Source organism: Nostoc sp. KVJ20 (assembly GCF_001712795.1).
GTDB lineage: Bacteria > Cyanobacteriota > Cyanobacteriia > Cyanobacteriales > Nostocaceae > Nostoc.
The window spans coordinates 78,403-95,571 of the sequence record NZ_KV757561.1 but is presented as its reverse complement, the minus strand read 5'-3'; the positions used below and the strand labels follow the sequence as shown (position 1 = coordinate 95,571).

Annotated in this window: 18 protein-coding genes; 12 read left to right on the top strand and 6 right to left on the bottom strand. The window is 41.0% G+C overall.

Translation table 11 applies throughout. The features are described from left to right. Nucleotides 1-10 precede the first annotated feature (10 nt). Nucleotides 11-985: an iron-siderophore ABC transporter substrate-binding protein gene (locus A4S05_RS04505; RefSeq protein WP_256090823.1), complete on the top strand. Its 975-nt coding sequence runs from the start codon at nucleotides 11-13 to the stop codon at nucleotides 983-985. A gap of 210 nt (nucleotides 986-1,195) precedes the next feature. On the opposite strand, the gene A4S05_RS04500 is transcribed toward A4S05_RS04505, so the two are convergent. Then, nucleotides 1,196-2,050 (bottom strand): PD-(D/E)XK nuclease family protein, encoded by an 855-nt coding sequence (locus tag A4S05_RS04500; protein WP_069068627.1) that lies wholly within the window; start codon nucleotides 2,048-2,050, stop codon nucleotides 1,196-1,198. A 146-nt stretch (nucleotides 2,051-2,196) separates the two neighbouring features. Between A4S05_RS04500 and A4S05_RS04495 the strand changes: the two genes are divergently transcribed. The 4 genes from A4S05_RS04495 to A4S05_RS38530 all read left to right on the top strand — a co-directional run bounded on the left by A4S05_RS04495 (nucleotide 2,197) and on the right by A4S05_RS38530 (nucleotide 4,478). Next, nucleotides 2,197-3,636 (top strand): phosphoglucomutase/phosphomannomutase family protein, encoded by a 1,440-nt coding sequence (locus A4S05_RS04495; protein ID WP_069068626.1) that lies wholly within the window; start codon nucleotides 2,197-2,199, stop codon nucleotides 3,634-3,636. A 138-nt stretch (nucleotides 3,637-3,774) separates the two neighbouring features. Next, the gene (locus A4S05_RS04490) at nucleotides 3,775-4,050 is read left to right on the top strand and encodes a LapA family protein (protein WP_069068625.1); all 276 of its coding nucleotides are present in this window, start codon (nucleotides 3,775-3,777) and stop codon (nucleotides 4,048-4,050) included. Between the two features lie 13 nt (nucleotides 4,051-4,063). Beyond that, nucleotides 4,064-4,288, top strand: coding sequence for a DUF433 domain-containing protein (locus A4S05_RS04485; protein ID WP_069068624.1), 225 nt, complete (start codon nucleotides 4,064-4,066; stop codon nucleotides 4,286-4,288). After that, complete coding sequence (locus A4S05_RS38530; protein WP_084226979.1) at nucleotides 4,284-4,478, top strand: DUF29 family protein; 195 nt, start codon at nucleotides 4,284-4,286, stop codon at nucleotides 4,476-4,478. Before A4S05_RS04485 ends, A4S05_RS38530 begins: the two co-directional genes overlap by 5 nt. Nucleotides 4,479-4,636: 158 nt before the next feature. Here the strand turns inward: A4S05_RS38530 and A4S05_RS04480 are convergent, their stop codons facing one another. Continuing rightward, nucleotides 4,637-5,680, bottom strand: coding sequence for a hypothetical protein (locus A4S05_RS04480; protein WP_069068623.1), 1,044 nt, complete (start codon nucleotides 5,678-5,680; stop codon nucleotides 4,637-4,639). Nucleotides 5,681-5,957: 277 nt separating this feature from the next. Between A4S05_RS04480 and A4S05_RS04475 the strand changes: the two genes are divergently transcribed. The 4 genes from A4S05_RS04475 (at nucleotide 5,958) to A4S05_RS04460 (ending at nucleotide 7,070) form a co-directional block, all read left to right on the top strand. Next, a complete protein-coding gene (locus tag A4S05_RS04475; RefSeq protein ID WP_069068622.1) occupies nucleotides 5,958-6,179 on the top strand; it encodes a hypothetical protein in 222 nt (73 codons plus the stop codon). After that, nucleotides 6,179-6,538, top strand: a complete 360-nt coding sequence (locus tag A4S05_RS04470) for a type II toxin-antitoxin system PemK/MazF family toxin (protein WP_069068621.1) — start codon at nucleotides 6,179-6,181, stop codon at nucleotides 6,536-6,538. The genes A4S05_RS04475 and A4S05_RS04470 overlap by 1 nt, the downstream gene beginning before the upstream one ends. Nucleotides 6,539-6,663: 125 nt before the next feature. Next, nucleotides 6,664-6,864: a type II toxin-antitoxin system HicB family antitoxin gene (locus tag A4S05_RS04465; protein ID WP_069068620.1), complete on the top strand. Its 201-nt coding sequence runs from the start codon at nucleotides 6,664-6,666 to the stop codon at nucleotides 6,862-6,864. Then, nucleotides 6,861-7,070, top strand: coding sequence for a type II toxin-antitoxin system HicA family toxin (locus A4S05_RS04460; RefSeq protein ID WP_069068619.1), 210 nt, complete (start codon nucleotides 6,861-6,863; stop codon nucleotides 7,068-7,070). Before A4S05_RS04465 ends, A4S05_RS04460 begins: the two co-directional genes overlap by 4 nt. Nucleotides 7,071-7,121: 51 nt before the next feature. Here A4S05_RS04460 and A4S05_RS04455 read toward each other — a convergent pair whose 3' ends face one another. After that, a complete protein-coding gene (locus tag A4S05_RS04455; RefSeq protein ID WP_069068618.1) occupies nucleotides 7,122-7,817 on the bottom strand; it encodes a hypothetical protein in 696 nt (231 codons plus the stop codon). 150 nt (nucleotides 7,818-7,967) lie between these two features. After that, nucleotides 7,968-8,690 (bottom strand): Uma2 family endonuclease, encoded by a 723-nt coding sequence (locus A4S05_RS04450; protein WP_069068617.1) that lies wholly within the window; start codon nucleotides 8,688-8,690, stop codon nucleotides 7,968-7,970. Nucleotides 8,691-9,114: 424 nt separating this feature from the next. On the opposite strand from A4S05_RS04450, the gene A4S05_RS04445 reads away from it, so the two are divergent. Genes A4S05_RS04445 through A4S05_RS04435 form a run of 3 tightly spaced genes read left to right on the top strand, consistent with a single transcriptional unit; the run spans nucleotide 9,115 to nucleotide 12,989 of the window. After that, entirely contained in the window at nucleotides 9,115-11,715 is a 2,601-nt protein-coding gene (locus tag A4S05_RS04445; RefSeq protein ID WP_069068616.1) for an ATP-binding protein, read from the top strand. Between the two features lie 27 nt (nucleotides 11,716-11,742). After that, the gene (locus A4S05_RS04440; RefSeq protein ID WP_069068615.1) at nucleotides 11,743-12,720 is read left to right on the top strand and encodes a DUF4351 domain-containing protein; all 978 of its coding nucleotides are present in this window, start codon (nucleotides 11,743-11,745) and stop codon (nucleotides 12,718-12,720) included. Between the two features lie 35 nt (nucleotides 12,721-12,755). Beyond that, nucleotides 12,756-12,989, top strand: coding sequence for a DUF4351 domain-containing protein (locus tag A4S05_RS04435; RefSeq protein WP_370684393.1), 234 nt, complete (start codon nucleotides 12,756-12,758; stop codon nucleotides 12,987-12,989). Between the two features lie 149 nt (nucleotides 12,990-13,138). On the opposite strand, the gene A4S05_RS04430 is transcribed toward A4S05_RS04435, so the two are convergent. Both A4S05_RS04430 and A4S05_RS04425 read right to left on the bottom strand, forming a co-directional pair. Next, nucleotides 13,139-14,716, bottom strand: coding sequence for an NAD(P)H-quinone oxidoreductase subunit 4 (locus A4S05_RS04430; protein ID WP_069068613.1), 1,578 nt, complete (start codon nucleotides 14,714-14,716; stop codon nucleotides 13,139-13,141). A gap of 233 nt (nucleotides 14,717-14,949) precedes the next feature. Next, nucleotides 14,950-17,052, bottom strand: coding sequence for an NAD(P)H-quinone oxidoreductase subunit 5 (locus A4S05_RS04425; RefSeq protein WP_069068612.1), 2,103 nt, complete (start codon nucleotides 17,050-17,052; stop codon nucleotides 14,950-14,952). Between the last annotated feature and the right edge of the window lie 117 nt (nucleotides 17,053-17,169).

The following is a 17,169-nucleotide window of genomic DNA, read 5'->3' as shown; positions in this document are numbered from 1 at the left end:
GAGTATTTCTTTGCGCCGCCTCACCTATTTGATACTTTTAAGTATCTTAACAGTGATACTAGTTTCGGCTTGTAACACAACTCATGATATTAATATTACTAGCTATAAACAGTCTGTTGAGAATTGTCGAAACGTGCAACATGTAATGGGTAGCACCTGCATTCCTCGCAATCCTCAACGGGTAGTAACGCTTGATAGTTTTGAAAATACCTGGGCATTAGGTATCCGTGCTATTGCATCGACTCATGTTCCGGGTTTTCCTATGGCGAAATATCTTCAAAGTAAAGTAGAGCAAGTAGAATCTGTAGGAAGTTATAATAGCCCGAATATAGAAAAGATTTTGAAACTTAAACCAGACCTAATTATTTCTGGCTCTGACTTAAAAGGTATTTACAAACAGTTATCTTATATTGCACCTACAGTAGTTCTTAATACACCCTATCCGCCACCAAATTGGATAGATACGTTCGAGGAACTTGCTCAAATATTGGGCAAAGAAGAAGTGAGTAAACAATTGATAGATAAGTATTGGCAACGGGTGGAAAACCTTAAGCAAGCTTTGGGCGTTGGCGCAGCCTCTCCAAAGGAGAATCGCCGCAATACTATTAAGGTATCTATTGCAAATACATCTTCAGAATCAGGCATTTGGTCTTATGGAGAAAAGCATTTCTCTGGGTCAGTTTTGAAGGATATTGGTCTGCAACGTCCCAAATCACAAAGGGGAGATTTCTTCTATATAGAAAATATATCCAAAGAAAAAATATTTGATATTGATGGAGATGTTCTCTTCTTTGTATCTTGGGAAAGGGAAGATGATAAAAAGACGTTAAATAAGCTTAAACAAAGTCCTTTATGGTCACAACTCGAAGTTTTTCAAAAAAATAAAGTTTATTTTGTAGGCAGACATTGGCATAGTTCGGATATTTTTGCGATTAATGCCATCCTTGATGATCTGGAAAAATACCTTGTTAACAGTTATCAGTGAACAGTGAACAGTTATCAGTGCAATGGTCGTTGGCGTAGCTTGCGTTCTGCGCTTAGACCGCTCCTCCAGAGCAAACGAAGATAAAGACGTAAATCAGACGCATTGAAATTCCTGATTATAAATACTTGTCAGACAATATTTTCAGGTGTTTACTTGGAATGCGATGTCTACGAAAAGCGAACATTGTAAATTCTCTCTCCCTTTCCCCTATTAGCTATTAACTCTTAAACTGGGCAGTGGATATGATTGATGCTGCTTGAAATCAGCAAACTCACAGATGGAGTTAAATGGACAAAAGCGGCAGTGAGAGCCAGGATTAGGAGGGAAAATTTTACTGAAATTACTACTTTGTTCCTGATATTTTTGCAAGTCGTGTTGGTGCTTGTGAGCAATGTTCGCTAATTCAAATTTTAAGGATTCTAATTCACTATTATTAATGCTAATTAACTCAGACTTTTTACATATTTCTAAATTATAAAATGATGCCACAGCTTCTCGTCCAGGGTAAAGATAACGAGCTGCTAATAAATAAACTAATGCCTGTCGTTGGTCAAAAGCCGACTTACCAGTTTTGAAATCTAAAATATGTAAAGTGCTATCAGACTCAATGAAAACGCAGTCCATAGCCGCATATAAGCGAAAACAATAATCCTCTTGTTCAACTACTATCGGTTTAGGAAAGCCTTCATCACCCGGAGTTAATTGGATAATATCTTTATCCAAAAGCAACGGCGCATCGTGATATTTTTTCAAAATTTGCAGCACGCGTTGCTGGACTTGATCGCTTGAGTTGGCTAATTTAAGTAGCTGTGCAACTCTTTCTACACCATCTGCTTGCTTCAACAGATGCCTGTGATGATGAAATTCATAAACGCCTTTTTGGGCGAGTATCCCAATCCGTTGGGGTGCGGTGGCTTGCGCTAACAGCGCCTTGACTTGTGGTTCGTGTTGCCGTGCCTTGATAAACCCCCGTCTCATCTGGCAATGCCAGCGTTCTTGCCCGGTTGCTGGGGCAACTAGAGACCAAAGGTGATAACTGGCAAAAGGTCGATCGGGGGTTGACATTGCTCAGAAACAGTGAGAGAAAATACGGTGGGGAGAAGTTTAAGCTAAGGCTTTCTTAGAAAAGAACTTCGGAGGATACTTGCTGCTACACACGCTTTGCGGGAAGCTTTAATAGTACTGATAATGTACGGGAGCAAGTGGCAAAAATGAGCGCTAGTAGCAATTCCAGCAAGATAAAATTTGGTACCGATGGATGGCGAGGGATTATTGCCGATGACTTTACTTTTCCCAACGTGCGGAAAGTAACAAGGGCAATCGCCACTTACTTAGAAACAGCCTACACAAAAGATAGACCAGTACTTATTGCCTACGATACTCGTTTTTTAGCTGACCAGTTTGCCCAAACAGCGGCTCAAGTCCTAGCAGACTTAGGTTGGACTGTGAAAATTACTGATCGGGATTGCCCCACACCAGTAATTGCCTACAACGCCCGTCACCTAAATTCCGCAGGGGCGTTAATGTTTACTGCTAGTCATAATCCAGCACCTTACTGTGGAATTAAATATATACCCGATTATGCTGGGCCTGCCACTCCAGAGATTACTGATACTATTGTGGCAAATATAGAAAGTGCATCGGATGAGTTGCCTGGAAGCAACCCATCAGGTTCAATTTCAATTTTCGATCCGAAACCTGATTACCTGAAATTTATCTACACCCTACTTGATGTAGAAAAGATCAGAAGCGCTAATTTAAAGGTAAAGTACGATGCTTTGTATTCTACCTCTCGCGGATATTTAGATGAAGTTTTGCAACATAGTGGCGTTCAGTTAGAAAGTTTCCACGATTGGAGAGATGTTTTATTTGGGGGTGGAATGCCAGAACCCAAAGGAGAACAATTAGTTGAGTTAGTGGAAGCAGTAGTTCGAGATCAAGCTGATTTGGGCTTGGCGACGGATGGAGATAGCGATCGCTTTGGTATCGTTGATGAACAAGGAAACGTCCTCACTCCCAATACTGTGCTGCTACTTCTAGCACGTCATTTAATCAAAAACAAAGGTAAAACTGGCGCTATTGTCCGCACTGTGGCGACAACCCACCTGCTGGATAATTTCGCTGCTAAAAATGGGCTGCAAATTTACGAAACAGCAGTTGGTTTTAAATACATCGGCGAAAAAATGCGGGAAACTGCTGTATTAATTGGTGGAGAAGAATCAGGTGGATTGAGTATTATTGGGCATATTCCCGAAAAAGACGGGGTATTAGCCGATATGCTGGTGGCAGAAGCGATCGCTTATGAAGGCAAACCCCTAAGTCAACTTGTCAAAGAAGCGATCGCCGAAGCCGATGGCCCACTTTACAACAACCGCCTAGACTTGCACCTCACAGAAGCCCACAAAACCGCCGTCATCGACTCATTTACGAAAAATCCACCTACAGAGGTAGCAGGAATTAAAGTCAAGGAAGTGGGGCGTAAAGACGGTATTAAGCTCTATTTAGAAGAAGGTAGCTGGGTTTTACTGCGTCCTTCTGGTACAGAACCACTGGTGCGCGTTTACCTCGAAACCAACACTCCCGAAAAACTCACCCAAATCGCCCAAGAGTTAGAGAGTGCCATTGCTAAACTAGAGGCAGTAGCAGTTTAATTTGCCAGAGTTAGGAATTAAAAGTTAAGAGTTATGAATTAGGAGTTAAGAGTTGTAAATTTACAATTCTTAACTCCTCGTTTCTAATTTTGAGCAAAATATAACTTCTAACTCCTAACTTCTCATTTCGATCAAACTATGAAAATTGCGCCTTTTTTGACATCTCTAGTTGTAGCAGTTTGGGTAATTGCGATCGCAATTATTTCAGTCCAAAATGCTACACCCGTATCGTTAAAATTCTTAACATTCCAATCGATTCAGATACCAATGGGTTTAGTGCTAGCTTTTAGTGCCGTTGTCGGGTTAATTGGTATGGCACTGCTGCAACCTCTGTGGGGGCTTGCTGGTATTGGGCAGCGTAATTCTCGACTGGAAGACGATGCGGAGTTTTTTGTTGATGATGAAGATTTTTGAGGGTTGAATAGCAGTGCAGTATCAAAACATTATTACAATCGAACCAGGAAAACGAGGGGGTAAGCCTTGTATTCGAGGAATGCGAATTACTGTATACGATGTTTTATCTTATCTTGCCTCTGGCATGACCTACGAGGAATTGCTTGATGACTTTCCTTATTTGACACAAGAGGATATTTTGGCTTGCCTAAGCTATGCGGCTGATCGAGAACGGCAAATGCTGACAATGCAAGATTGAGTTAGCCATAGAAGATAGTCCTAGTCTTAAGAGCTATCCTACAGAGCAACTGGAGGATAGTTATCAAAGGGCGCGTCGGCAAGCAGCCAAGCAAACGGGGATACAAATTTCCGTGTTTCCAGAAGAGTGCCCATATTTTTTAGAGTTAGTGTTGGATGAAGACTGGCTACCGGAAGCAAGCGATATTTGATAACTGTAATTGTGACTGTGTGGAATGAAGCGCACTACGCAACCACTTAATATGCATTGGTGTGAGGTGATGTCAGCCTAATCATACAATAGATTTTGATAACTAGGCTGATAGTTATACTGTTAGCTGTTCTTGAGGTTTACAATAGCATCCAAATATCAAATCATACTATTGAGCAATTCTCGCTCTAATTTAATGTTTATTATTTCATCTAATCCCAATAAAAAACTACGATCGTAGTTATCTTTAATACTTAAGGCAACATTTTTTAGCTTACCTTCATAATCTAAAATTTTAGGCATAAACATTTTTGATAGGGATTCTATCAAAAATATTGCTATTTTAAATCTATTATCTCCTTGAGCTAGTCCAGAAGCAAATCCAGAAGCAAAATCAGTTGCTCCATTAGTTAAAACAGCCATTTTATCAGTAAAGAAAAATTCATTTATTGAATCATTTAAAGACTTAAGAGTTTTCATTGACTCCTGAATCTCTTGTCTTATTTTTAGCATTAAATCCTTAGCCAAATTGATTTTATTGATCGCTATACTCACTTCAGATTCATACTCTATTACCTGTATCAAAGCTTTATCTTGTAAACGATTAAGCATAAAACCAGTAATTAATATTGCTGGACTTACAGCAATGTTAGCAGATGCAAGTAGAGACAAAATTATCATGCTTCCTGCAATAGTGTTCATTGAAGATTTACTTAAACAATCCCTTGTGTAGTTATTGGCTTGTTTGATAGATAAGTTGTTAGATATAATTTCTTGTACTGCTGATTTCACAGGATTTGCAAGATGAATTACTCCATAGGAATTCTTCAATGAATCAACATGATTAGCATCAATCAATAAATATTGCTTAATTTCATTGAAAGTATTTTTGTATTCCTGAATTTGATTAATTGAAAGTTCACTGGGATTCAACTTTTTTATTTTTTCAATGTTTTCATCAAAAAAACTAAAAAATTTTCCCGCATTATATATGATATCTTGCCGAAGTTGATTGTATTCTTGTATAAGATTCTTTGTAAAGATTAAATCTACTTCCAACTCCCTAAAAGCTTCATTATAAAGACTTGAGATTTTTTTAAACTTCTCTTTTTCTGCGTCTATGTTGGAAATTGCCCTCACACCTGCAAACGCTCCTACAGAAGCACTAGCTAAAGCAATAGTGTCTAAGATAAGTAGAATCATAAGTACTCTTTGCGATTTATATTTCTTTGCCCTTTTTCTAAGTGTTTAACCTCAAAATCAGGGATTTGTTATACATAGACTTCCCTAATTAAGCCAATTATCACCATTGAGGCAGTATAAATAAGCAATATTTATGAACCTGTGTTAAATGCAGGATTATCACTTATAACTATCAATTTATGTCTCACTTAGCATCCCAACTACTTGTGTGTAGACAATTTTTAGCGACTTGCCGCAGGCATCACAATTGTTAAGATAAGACACAGGAGGGTTTATTATGTCCAATAACGCCCATGAGATATACAGCCAAGTTGTTTGTAACTTGTCACCAACTGAACGGCTACGCTTGGCAACCCTAATTCTAAATGAGCTAGTCGAGCAAAACTTGTCTATCATCGACCAAAGTGATACCTGGACTGAACAAGATCAGCTTGATTTAGCATCCTTCTCCTTAGAGTATGCAGCTTCAATTTTCCCTGAAAGCGAGGAGACAGTTTAGTGACGTTCAATCCCGGTGATGTAGTCACAGTTGATTTTCCCGGTGTCACTGGTATTAAGCGTCGTCCTGCTGTAGTTCTGTCATCTGCCGCTTATCACGCAACTCGTCCCGATGTGATCGTTGGACTCATCACTACTCAGACAACTGCCCTTGGAATTACTGATTACACACTTCAGGATTGGGCAGCAGCAGGTTTGCGGGTTGCGTCTGTTTTCAGAAGTTTTATCGTCACCTTACCACCCTCAGCTAATTTGGTTTTGATTGGTCACTTGTCAGAAGTTGATTGGAAAGGTGTTCGTGCGTGTGTCAAGATAGCTCTGGCTGAGTTAAATGCTTCTAAAGCATCATCGGATACATGATCTGCTTCAGAGAAATTTATGTGTCTTTAGCAACTACACTACTTGTGCGATCGCACAGGGGCTAAAATCTCAATGCAATAGACAACGCTAGAATATTAGTCGCAATCTTGTGGAGATGATTGGTAGTGAAAATTAAAGCAGTTATCTGGCAAGAAGACGGTGTGTGGTGTGCTTCTGTACCTGCCCTACCTGGATGTCACACTTGGGGAGACAGCTATGAACATTTGTTAGAGATGCTGCAAGATGCAGTTCAAGGTTGGTTGGAAGTTGCTAGCGAACGAGAAGAACTTGACTCGGAGAAACAGTTGGTTGAAATATCGCTATAAAAGCGGTTTCAGGTAAAACACTTTGTAAAATTTTGGAACGGCAGGGTTGGGAATTGAAACGGATTACTGGCAGTCATCATATTTACATAAAAGAAGGTGTTGATATAATCCTCTCCGTTCCGGTTCATAGTAATCGAGATTTACCGATTGGAACTTTGAAAAGCATTATGAAAGATGCTGGACTTACCGAAGAAGATTTGGACTAAAAGCGATCGCAATTATCCAAAGTTCACATAACAGCATCTAAGTTAGCAATTTTAGGTTAGTTGTAGCTTCAAGTAATCAATGAAGTCCAGAATTTCTGTATCAGTGAGTTGTAGACGCGATCGCTTGCCATATTTCTGCTGCAAATAATCCCTTCCCTGCTCTGGAGTCCAATTTAACTGGGCTAAATATGTGTCACTTTGAGCTATCAAAACTGCATGAATTTCTGATGCTGTTGTATTAGCACATATTTGGATTTCATCTTGATGTAAATTTTGAATACAATTAATTTTTAAACTTACTTTTTGTCCTAAAGCTTGCCAGTCAATTTCCCTGTGTCCATTCCAACTAACACCTATAGAACGATAAGTGACTGGATCGTAAATATTACAGAATACTACTTTTTTATCTCCAGGACTAACGGCAATAGTAAGTGGATGACGTAGTTGTTCAGAAGTAAGAGCATCCAAAGACAGCAATAAACTTTTAGAAAAGTAAGTATCGTTTCCTGATTGGATAATATAAGGTTTATCTGCTAAGATAAACAGATTTATTTTTTCATCTGGACCAAATGTATTTTCAACCTTTTTATTAACTTCTATCCCTGTAATTACCCCAGTCAACGCTTTTTCATAAATTGGTATGCGTCTTTCATCTTCAGCAAGGATATACCAACAGTGATCGGGTTCTTTGCTGACAAAAACATATTGAGGTTTTGGGACTGCTCCAAATCCTAATTTAACTTCCATATTTTTGATGAAGGTTTTGGTAAATATATTTATTGAGCAATCAGCCTTTACGATTTGTACCGTTAAGTTATAAGTTGCTTTATAGATATAATTCCCAAGCCAGGAAGCTAATTAACATTAAGGCAGCGAAAATTAGAAAATTTGGTTAATCTATAACAAAGTTTCTGGATCAACACCTAGCGCATTCAACCTTTCAATTAACATTTTCACTTTTTGTTCTGCTTCCACCCGTCGCTGTTCTTCAAAAGCTGCGCGTTCTTCCGCTTCTCTAATGCGTTCTTCTGGTGTCAGCCATCTTTGCCCTTCTTCGTCATACCAGTACAGCCACTCCCGCACTATACCTTGATAAATTCCCCGTTCTCGCCCAATTCCTAAACCAATCTCTGGTAGCCAAACGGGATTTCCTGACATTAAGATATATTCCCCATCAACTAGGCGATACACTTCCAAAGGTGTCTTTTTACGCCGAAGGGGACTATATACAACGTAGTACAAAATTCCTAATTCTTTAGCATAGAATTCTTTCTTGATGTTATATTCTTCCCGATATATTTGGGAAACAACTTCTAGTGCTAAAGTTGGCGGTTGCTTTTCTTCCCACAGCACATAACTTATGCGTAAGTCTTCATCAATGAAGCGTTTAACTCCTAAGCTGAGAAATCCATCAGGGACAATGGCTGATTTTTCTGGGTCATAATAAATACCCATATCAACACCAAAGAACCAATCCCAGCGATCGCACCAAACCAAAGCTAGTATCGTTTTTAGCAAGCCGGGAATTAAATTTTGGACTTCATTATCCACAGGGGTGTCATTAGAGTCCGGTAGTTCTTCGGAAGATGGCAAACAATGGAGCGGATTGTAGTTTAACATGAGCGGTTTTGCCAAATCTGATTCTAGATAGATTGTAGGTAATCTATTGATGTGCGATCGCATATCAAAAATCAAAAACCATTTTTAGCGTAGGCGTAGCCCGTCATAGACATCGCCTGATGTCGGGATCATCTCAGTATGTAAATACTTACGAGTGTAAATTTATTACATCAAATTCGTGGTTTTTCGGTACTGACTATCAGAGTATCTAACTGACAATAGCAAAAAAGGGCGGAACATTGTTCACATAGAACATTCCAGAAGTCGCAGAGTATTCAATTTCATGGTTAATTTGGTAGCTGGGCTGAATACCTATACCTACCAAGAGAAAAAATCTTCTCTCAACCTGGACTCCGAAAATGTAGCGCATCTGGAACTTAGCTAATTTTTAGCCCGATATTTGAGTTTTACTTAAGTAACAGATATGTCACTACAGATACATTCACGAGTTTTAATCAAAAACTTCCTAACGGTTTTTTTGCCCTTGTCAGCATTAGTTGGGGGTGTTATCGCAACTATCTACTACCAACAGGTACAAACTGAAAAAGTTGTATTAAAAACTAATGAAATCGGCAAGGTAGATTTACAAACCAAAGTAATCAGTGGAGATTTTCATTCTGTTATCTCAGATTTGATGGTTATCTCTAAACAAAACGAGCTACAAAGAATTTTAGAGGGAGTGGATAGACAACAACAGGCACTTTCCCAAGAATTTTTATCATTTTCTCGATATAAAAAACTTTACGACCAAATCCGCTTTTTGGATCAATCAGGTAAGGAAGTTGTCAGAGTCAACTTTAACCAGGGTGAACCAGCGATTGTCCCCGACGAAAAACTGCAAGTTCAAGCCAAGCGCTACTGGTTTAATGACACTTTGCGGTTAAACCAAGGACAAGTATTTGTCTCTCCCCTTGACCTCAACATCGAACGTGGTCAGGTTGAACAACCCCTTAAGCCAATGATCCGCTTTGGTACTCCTGTTTTTGATAGCCGTGGGCAGAAACGAGGCGTTGTAATCTTAAACTATTTCGGCGCAAAACTGCTGGACAATTTTAATCAAACTTTTGCTAATGCTTCTAGCCAGGGAATGCTACTGAATGCCGATGGTTACTGGTTAAAAGGGGTGAAGCCTGAAGATGAATGGGGATTTATGTTTCCCGAACGCAAAAACCGCACTTTTGGCAAAGCTTTTCCCCAAGCATGGCAGGAAATTTCTCAAAAAGAATCGGGACAATTCCAAACTGCTGAGGGAATGTTCACTTTTACCACAGTCTATCCACTTGTGGAAGGGCAAAAATCTAGTACGGGAGCCGGACAAGCTTTTGCACCAAGCCAACATCAAATTGATCCTAAATCCTATCACTGGAAGATTGTCTCATGGGTATCGCCAGAGGCGTTGACGACCAAATCAAACCGATTTTTGAGTCAATTGCTACTGCTATATGCTGGGTTAATAGGACTAATTGGTATTGGTTCTTGGCTACTAGCAAGAGCTAGTGTCAATCGTCAGATGGCCAAGCTAGAGTTAAAACAGTCTGAAGTCCAATTGCGAGAGCTAGTTGAGCGGGAGAAAATTCTTAAAACTCGTCTATCTAGTCAAATTCGTAACTCGCTGGATCTAAATACGATTTTGAGTACTGTAGTGGTTGAAGTTCGGGAACTGCTACAGATCGATCGATGCCAGTTTTTTTGGTGTCATCAAGAAGATGAATCTACTAGCTTTGAACTGAGTCAGCAAGCTTGCGCTCCCGATTTAACAGAACCTTTAGGCTGTTCTCCTATCCAGAACGTGGAATCCCTGAGTGAAGCTGTCATGCAAGGGAATTTGCTTTGCTTTGATGACATTGCGACAGATTCGTGGCTTGATTTCAAGAGTCGGAATTTACTAGTGACATTGGGCTTTAAGTCTCTACTAATAGTTTCAATTCAAACCCAGTCGGGTTGTTTGGGTGTGATTGTCTGCGAACATAGTAGAGAGCTTCACCCTTGGAGTGATGATGAAGTGGAAATTATTCGAGGCGTGGCTGACCAGTTAGCGATCGCTATTGACCAAGCCCAATTGTATAATCAAAGCCGCGCTGCTACTGCTGCTGCTACTGCCCAAGCAGAACAACTCAACCAAGTTTTACACAATCTCAAAGAAACCCAAGCCCAACTAATTCAGACTGAAAAAATGTCGAGTTTAGGTCAATTAGTGGCTGGAGTAGCTCATGAAATCAATAACCCAGTTAACTTTATCTACGGCAATCTGACCCATGTAAATGAATATACACTCGGCTTATTGGAACTGGTAGAACTCTATCAAAAGTCCAATGTTAATCCAACATCTGAAGTACAAGCTCATATAGAAGCAATCGACCTTGACTTTATGACTGAGGATTTACCTAAAATCCTAACTTCAATGAAAATGGGAGCTAATCGCATTCGTGAAATAGTTCTATCCTTGCGGAATTTTTCTCGACTTGACGAAGCGGATATGAAACCTGTCAATATTCATGAAGGTATTGATAGCACACTACTGATTTTACAGAATCGCCTCAAACAAACGTCTGGAAATGCCGGAATTGAAATAATCAAAGAATATGGTGATATTCCCTTAGTAGAGTGCTATGCCGGACAACTGAATCAGGTATTTATGAATCTGATCAGTAATGCCATTGATGCTCTGGATAGTTATAACAGTAAGCGAACTCTTGAGGACATAGAAGCTAATCCCAGCCAGATTGTCATTCGTACTGAATTACGCAACTCGGATCGTATAACTGTACAAATTGCAGATAATGGCCCTGGCATGACCGCAGTAGTTAAGCAACGATTATTTGACCCTTTCTTTACCACAAAAGCCGCAGGTAAAGGCACTGGGTTAGGACTAGCAATTAGCGCTCAGATTATCACAGAAAAACACAACGGAGCTATTTGGTGTATTTCGGAACCAGGACAGGGAGCAGAATTTTGGGTAGAGATTCCGATTAATCAAAGTTCTAAACTAGCTACTGCAAGTACCGCGACTCTATCCAGAATTTGATGCTATTCTGGACAAATGAAAAATGACATGACTAGTGATAGCAAACGCGCTGATTTTGATAGCCCTTGGAAAGAAATTCTAGAAGCTTATTTTCCCCAAGCCATGCATTTCTTTTTTCCAGAAACTTCTGCATTAATTGATTGGGAGCGTCCATATCAATTTCTAGATAAAGAATTTCAACAAATAGCTCGTGAAGCCGAACAGGGTAAGCGATATGCTGATCAATTAGTCAAAGTTTGGCAAATCCAAGGGGAAGAACTTTGGTTATTAATCCATGTTGAAATTCAGGCGCAAAAAGAAGATAATTTTTCTAAGCGGATGTTTACCTACAATTTTCGCATATTTGACCGCTTTGATCAACCAGCAATTAGCCTTGCAATTCTCTGTGATTCAAACCGCGAATGGCGACCAAACAATTACAGTTACAATTATCCCAATACTCGCTTAAATTTTGAATTTGGTAGTATTAAACTTTTGGATTACGAAAATCGCTTTCACGAGTTAGAAAATAGCGATAATCCATTTGCGACTGTCGTCATGGCGCATTTGAAAATGCAGCAGACACGCTCATCACCTGAACAGCGCAAAATCTGGAAATTTAGCTTAATTCGCAGACTATATGATTTGGGCTTAGAAGAGCAGGATATTCGTAATTTGTATCGATTTATCGATTGGGTTATGATATTACCAAAGGCATTAGAAAATCAATTTTGGGAAGAGTTTAAACAATTTGAACAGGAGCGGACTATGAGATATGTAACTACAGGTGAGCGCATCGGCTACGAGCGCGGAAAACAAGAAGGTAAACAAGAAGGAAAAAAAGAAGGTGAACAACAACTTATTTTAAGGTTACTAAAAAGACGCGTGGGAGAATTATCACCACAATTGCAAGAACGCATCCAATCTCTTTCTTTAAATCAGTTAGAAACCCTTGGTGAAGCTTTGTTAGATTTTACTGCTATAGAAGATTTACTTAACTGGTTGCAAACAAATCAATCAGTTTGAAATCTATTTTTATGAAGATTGAGCAGGAGCGGACTATGAGATACGTAACTACAGGTGAGCGCATCGGCTACGAGCGCGGAAAACAAGAAGGTGAACAACAGCTGATTTTAAGGTTACTACAAAGACGAGTGGGAGAACTATCACCAGAATTGCAAGAACGCATCCAATCTCTTTCTTTAAATCAGTTAGAAAACATTGGTGAATCTTTATTAGATTTTACTGCTATGGAAGATTTATTTAACTGGTTGCAAACAAATCAATCAGCTTAAAATCTATTTTTATGAAAATTATGAAAAACACCTCTACTCGCTTACCCCATAGAGTATTTTTTTAACTTAGTTCAATGAGTAACAAAAAGGGCGGGTTTTGTACCCGCCCTCGAAGCAATAAATATTTAAACTAAACTAGCGATCGCAACTTAATTACCAATTTGGGGCGCACTCAAAGAAACCTTTAGTGTTTCGTCTTTTTGTTGTGCTAATGTCGGCACGGAATCACGCAATCTTGCCGTCAATTGTACAGTTGTAGCGTCATACATTTGAGTCAGCAATTTGGGATAGAAACCAATACCAATAATTGGAATTAACAAACAGGCAATGATAAATACTTCACGGGGTTCGGCATCTATCAAAGCTTGGTGAGAAACTAATTCCTCGTTCTCTTTACCGTAGAAAATTTCTCGCAACATCGACAGCAGATAAATCGGAGTTAAAATCACTCCCACTGCCATCAAGAACACCACGATCACTTTGAAGGTAGAGCTATAAGCATCGCTAGTAGCAAAGCCCACAAACACCATCAATTCTGCCACGAAACCGCTCATCCCTGGCAATGCCAAAGAAGCCATCGAACAGGTGGTGAACATAGCGAAAATCTTCGGCATTCTCTTCGCAACACCGCCCATTTCATCCAACATCAGGGTGTGGGTGCGATCGTAAGTTGCGCCAACCAGGAAGAACAAACTCGCCCCAATTAACCCGTGGGAAACCATTTGTAATACTGCCCCACTCAATCCCAAATCGGTGAAGGAGGCAATACCAATCATCACAAAGCCCATGTGAGAAATTGAGGAGTAGGCAATTTTTCGCTTTAGGTTGCGCTGGGCAAAGGATGTCAAGGCAGCGTAGATGATATTAACTACCCCCAAAACTACCAACACTGGTGCAAAATAAGCGTGGGCATCGGGGAGCATTTGAGCATTCATCCGAATTAAGGCGTAACCACCCATTTTCAGGAGAATACCTGCTAATAACATGTGTACGGGGGCTGTAGCTTCACCGTGGGCATCAGGTAGCCAGGTGTGCAAGGGAATAATCGGCAATTTGACGGCGTAGGCAATTAGGAAGCCAGCATAGAGGGCAAGTTGAAAATTCAGGGCGAAGTCTTTTAAGGCGATCGCTCTCATGTCGAATGTCACCGTATCGCCGTAAAATCCCATTGTCAGGGCAGACAGCAAAATAAACAGCGAACCGCCGGCGGTGTATAAAATAAATTTGGTCGCTGCATACTGCCGTCTTTTACCTCCCCAAATCGACAGCAGAAAGTATATCGGTACCAGTTCCAGTTCCCACACCAGGAAAAACAACAGCATATCCTGGACGGCGAACACGGCAATCTGGCCGCCATACATTGCCAAAATCAAGAAGTAGAATAGCTTGGGCTTGAAGGTGACAGGCCAAGCTGCTAAAATCGCCAGCGTGGTAATGAATCCAGTCAAAATAATTAAGGGCATGGATAAGCCATCAGCCCCTACTGACCAATTCAAACCCAATTGTGGTACCCAGGGGTAACTTTCCACCAACTGCAAATCTGGATTGGAGAAATCATACCCAGTATAAAAAGCGTAAACAATTAGTGCAAAATCTATCAGCCCTACGATGAGGGAGTACCAGCGCACTGTTTTGCCTTCTTTGTCAGGGATGATGGGAAGAAGTAGCGACGCGGCTATTGGCAACAGAATAATCGTCGTCAGCCACGGGAAATTAGCTGTATTCATCACAATTTGTCTGCTATCAAAATCATGTTTGGCAAAAAGTCACTAGTTATTAACTAACAGCTTTTTCGGTATTTGGTCTTCCTCGTTAGGTTGATTTAATAAAAATAAAGAAAGATGAAGGTAGGTAAATCTATATCCTTGCCTTCATCTTTATACAACATAGTTATTGCCTAATCACTAATTGATACGCTATGTAAAACGTATGTAGAGACGTAATATATTACGTCTCTACGTTAGGTGACACCAAAGACAATTACTAAGCCCAAAACCGCCCCAAATACAATCAAGGCATAGAATTGAGCGCGACCGTTTTCTAGGTACTTCAGACCTTCACCGCTAACAAGGGTGAAAAAGCCTGTGAGGTTAACAGCACCATCGACAACGCGGAAGTCAACTTCCATAACTTGTCTAGCTAGGCGACGCAAGCCGAGGACAAAAACCCGATGGTAAATGTCATCAAAGTACCACTTGTTGAGGGATAACTCATAAAGTGGTTTGATTTTAGCAGCGATCGCAGCTGGGTCAATTTTACGGCGCAAATACATCAGCGAAGCCAGGGTAATCGCAATTAAAGAAATTCCGACTGAAGCACCCGCCATGATGTAAAATTCCGTCGGATTGAACTCGGCAGCCTTTTCTATAACTTCGGAGAGAGTTTCGCTAGGAGGAAAGATAAACTCTTCAAAATAATTGGCGTAGGGAGTTCCCACCAAACCAATCAAAATCGAAGGCACAGCCAACAGTGCCAACGGCAGCGTCATTGTCCACGGCGATTCGTGGGGGGAGTCGCTGTGATGCCCGTGGGAATCATGGGAATCATGCTGCTGACTAGTTGCCGCCAATTCTCCTTTCTTCATCGCCCCAGGCCCAAAATTTGGGGCTAGTTCTTCTGACTCTAATTCCAGGACAATTGTCGCCGCAGCCTTCTTGAGTTTTTGTTTGATTTTCTCGTCAGTACCCCGGAATTTGCCTTCAAATGTCATGAAATACATTCTAAACATATAGAAAGCAGTAATCCCGGCAGTTAGCCAGCCGATGAACCAGAGGAGTGGATTAGCTTCAAAAGCCTTCCCCAGAATTTCATCTTTTGACCAGAAGCCAGCAAAAGGCGGAATACCAGAAATTGCCAAGCAACCAATCAAAAAGGTAATTGACGTGACGGGCATATACTTTCGCAGTCCACCCATCAGCCGCATATCTTGAGCTAAGGCGGGGTCGTGTCCAACGACACCTTCCATACCATGAATTACTGAACCTGAACCCAAGAACAGCATCGCTTTGAAATAGGCGTGGGTCATCAGGTGGAATAGTCCAGCACTGTAGGAACCTATTCCCATTGCCATCACCATGTAACCCAGTTGGGAAATGGTGGAGTAAGCCAAGCCCTTTTTGATGTCGTTTTGGGTAATGGCAATGCTAGCCCCCAAAAACGCCGTAAACGCCCCAGTAAAGGCAATGACATTCATTGCAACTGGAACGCCTTCAAATACTGGGTACATCCGGGCAATGAGGAAAACACCAGCCGCCACCATTGTTGCTGCGTGAATCAAGGCAGAAATGGGGGTGGGGCCTTCCATTGCGTCTGGTAGCCAGACATGGAGGGGGAATTGGGCTGATTTAGCAACTGGCCCTAAGAAAACTAAAATCGCAAACAGGACAGCGAGAAAATTGCTGATAGAACCTGATTCGACGAGTTGGGCGAGGCGATCGCCCATGATATTAAAATCAAAGCTTCCTGTTGCCCAGAATAGCCCCAAAATGCCGAGTAACAGACCAAAGTCGCCTACGCGGTTGGTTACAAATGCTTTTTGAGCGGCATCGGCTGCTGACTTGCGATCGTACCAAAAACCGACCAGCAAGTAGGAACACATTCCCACCAGTTCCCAGAATATATAAATCTGTACTAGGTTGGGGCTGACCACCAGACCTAACATTGAGGAGCCAAACAAACTGAGATAGGCGTAAAACCTCACGTAGCCGGGATCGTGAGCCATGTAGCCATCGGTGTAAACCATGACTAAACAGGCTACCGTTGTGACAATCACCAGCATTAGGGCTGTCAGGTGGTCAATAGTGTAGCCCATGCTCAGGTGAAAATTGCCAGCAGCCGCCCACTCAAAGGTGCGGAGATAAGCCGGGTGTCCTTGAATTTGACTCCACAACAAGGCAAAGGACAGCCCCATAGCTGCTGCCATCATGGAGATAATCACCACAGCGTTAAGCTGCCGTAGGCGGTTTGTCACCTGATTAAACGAGATTAACCCTAGACCGACCAGCATTGCTCCAAAAAGAGGGAACACCGGAATCAGCCAGGCATACTGATAGATTACTTCCATCACTGACGCCTACTTTTAGAATTCTTGAATAGCGTGTCGGAACTGTTAATAATTGTGACACACACCCTTTAGCATAAAATAACCCACCCAAAGGTCATTGGGTGGGGTGTTAAGCAT

Bases quoted from the DNA above. Each gene is read 5' to 3' on its own strand.
- A4S05_RS04500 (WP_069068627.1), bottom strand. From the start codon at position 2,050: ATGTCAACCCCCGATCGACCTTTTGCCAGTTATCACCTTTGGTCTCTA.
- A4S05_RS04430 (WP_069068613.1), bottom strand. From the start codon at position 14,716: ATGAATACAGCTAATTTCCCGTGGCTGACGACGATTATTCTGTTGCCA.
- A4S05_RS04495 (WP_069068626.1), top strand. From the start codon at position 2,197: ATGAGCGCTAGTAGCAATTCCAGCAAGATAAAATTTGGTACCGATGGA.
- A4S05_RS04450 (WP_069068617.1), bottom strand. From the start codon at position 8,690: ATGTTAAACTACAATCCGCTCCATTGTTTGCCATCTTCCGAAGAACTA.
- A4S05_RS04455 (WP_069068618.1), bottom strand. From the start codon at position 7,817: ATGGAAGTTAAATTAGGATTTGGAGCAGTCCCAAAACCTCAATATGTT.
- A4S05_RS04440 (WP_069068615.1), top strand. From the start codon at position 11,743: ATGACTAGTGATAGCAAACGCGCTGATTTTGATAGCCCTTGGAAAGAA.
- A4S05_RS04475 (WP_069068622.1), top strand. From the start codon at position 5,958: ATGTCCAATAACGCCCATGAGATATACAGCCAAGTTGTTTGTAACTTG.
- A4S05_RS04425 (WP_069068612.1), bottom strand. From the start codon at position 17,052: ATGGAAGTAATCTATCAGTATGCCTGGCTGATTCCGGTGTTCCCTCTT.
- A4S05_RS04490 (WP_069068625.1), top strand. From the start codon at position 3,775: ATGAAAATTGCGCCTTTTTTGACATCTCTAGTTGTAGCAGTTTGGGTA.
- A4S05_RS04445 (WP_069068616.1), top strand. From the start codon at position 9,115: ATGTCACTACAGATACATTCACGAGTTTTAATCAAAAACTTCCTAACG.
- A4S05_RS04480 (WP_069068623.1), bottom strand. From the start codon at position 5,680: ATGATTCTACTTATCTTAGACACTATTGCTTTAGCTAGTGCTTCTGTA.
- A4S05_RS04435 (WP_370684393.1), top strand. From the start codon at position 12,756: ATGAGATACGTAACTACAGGTGAGCGCATCGGCTACGAGCGCGGAAAA.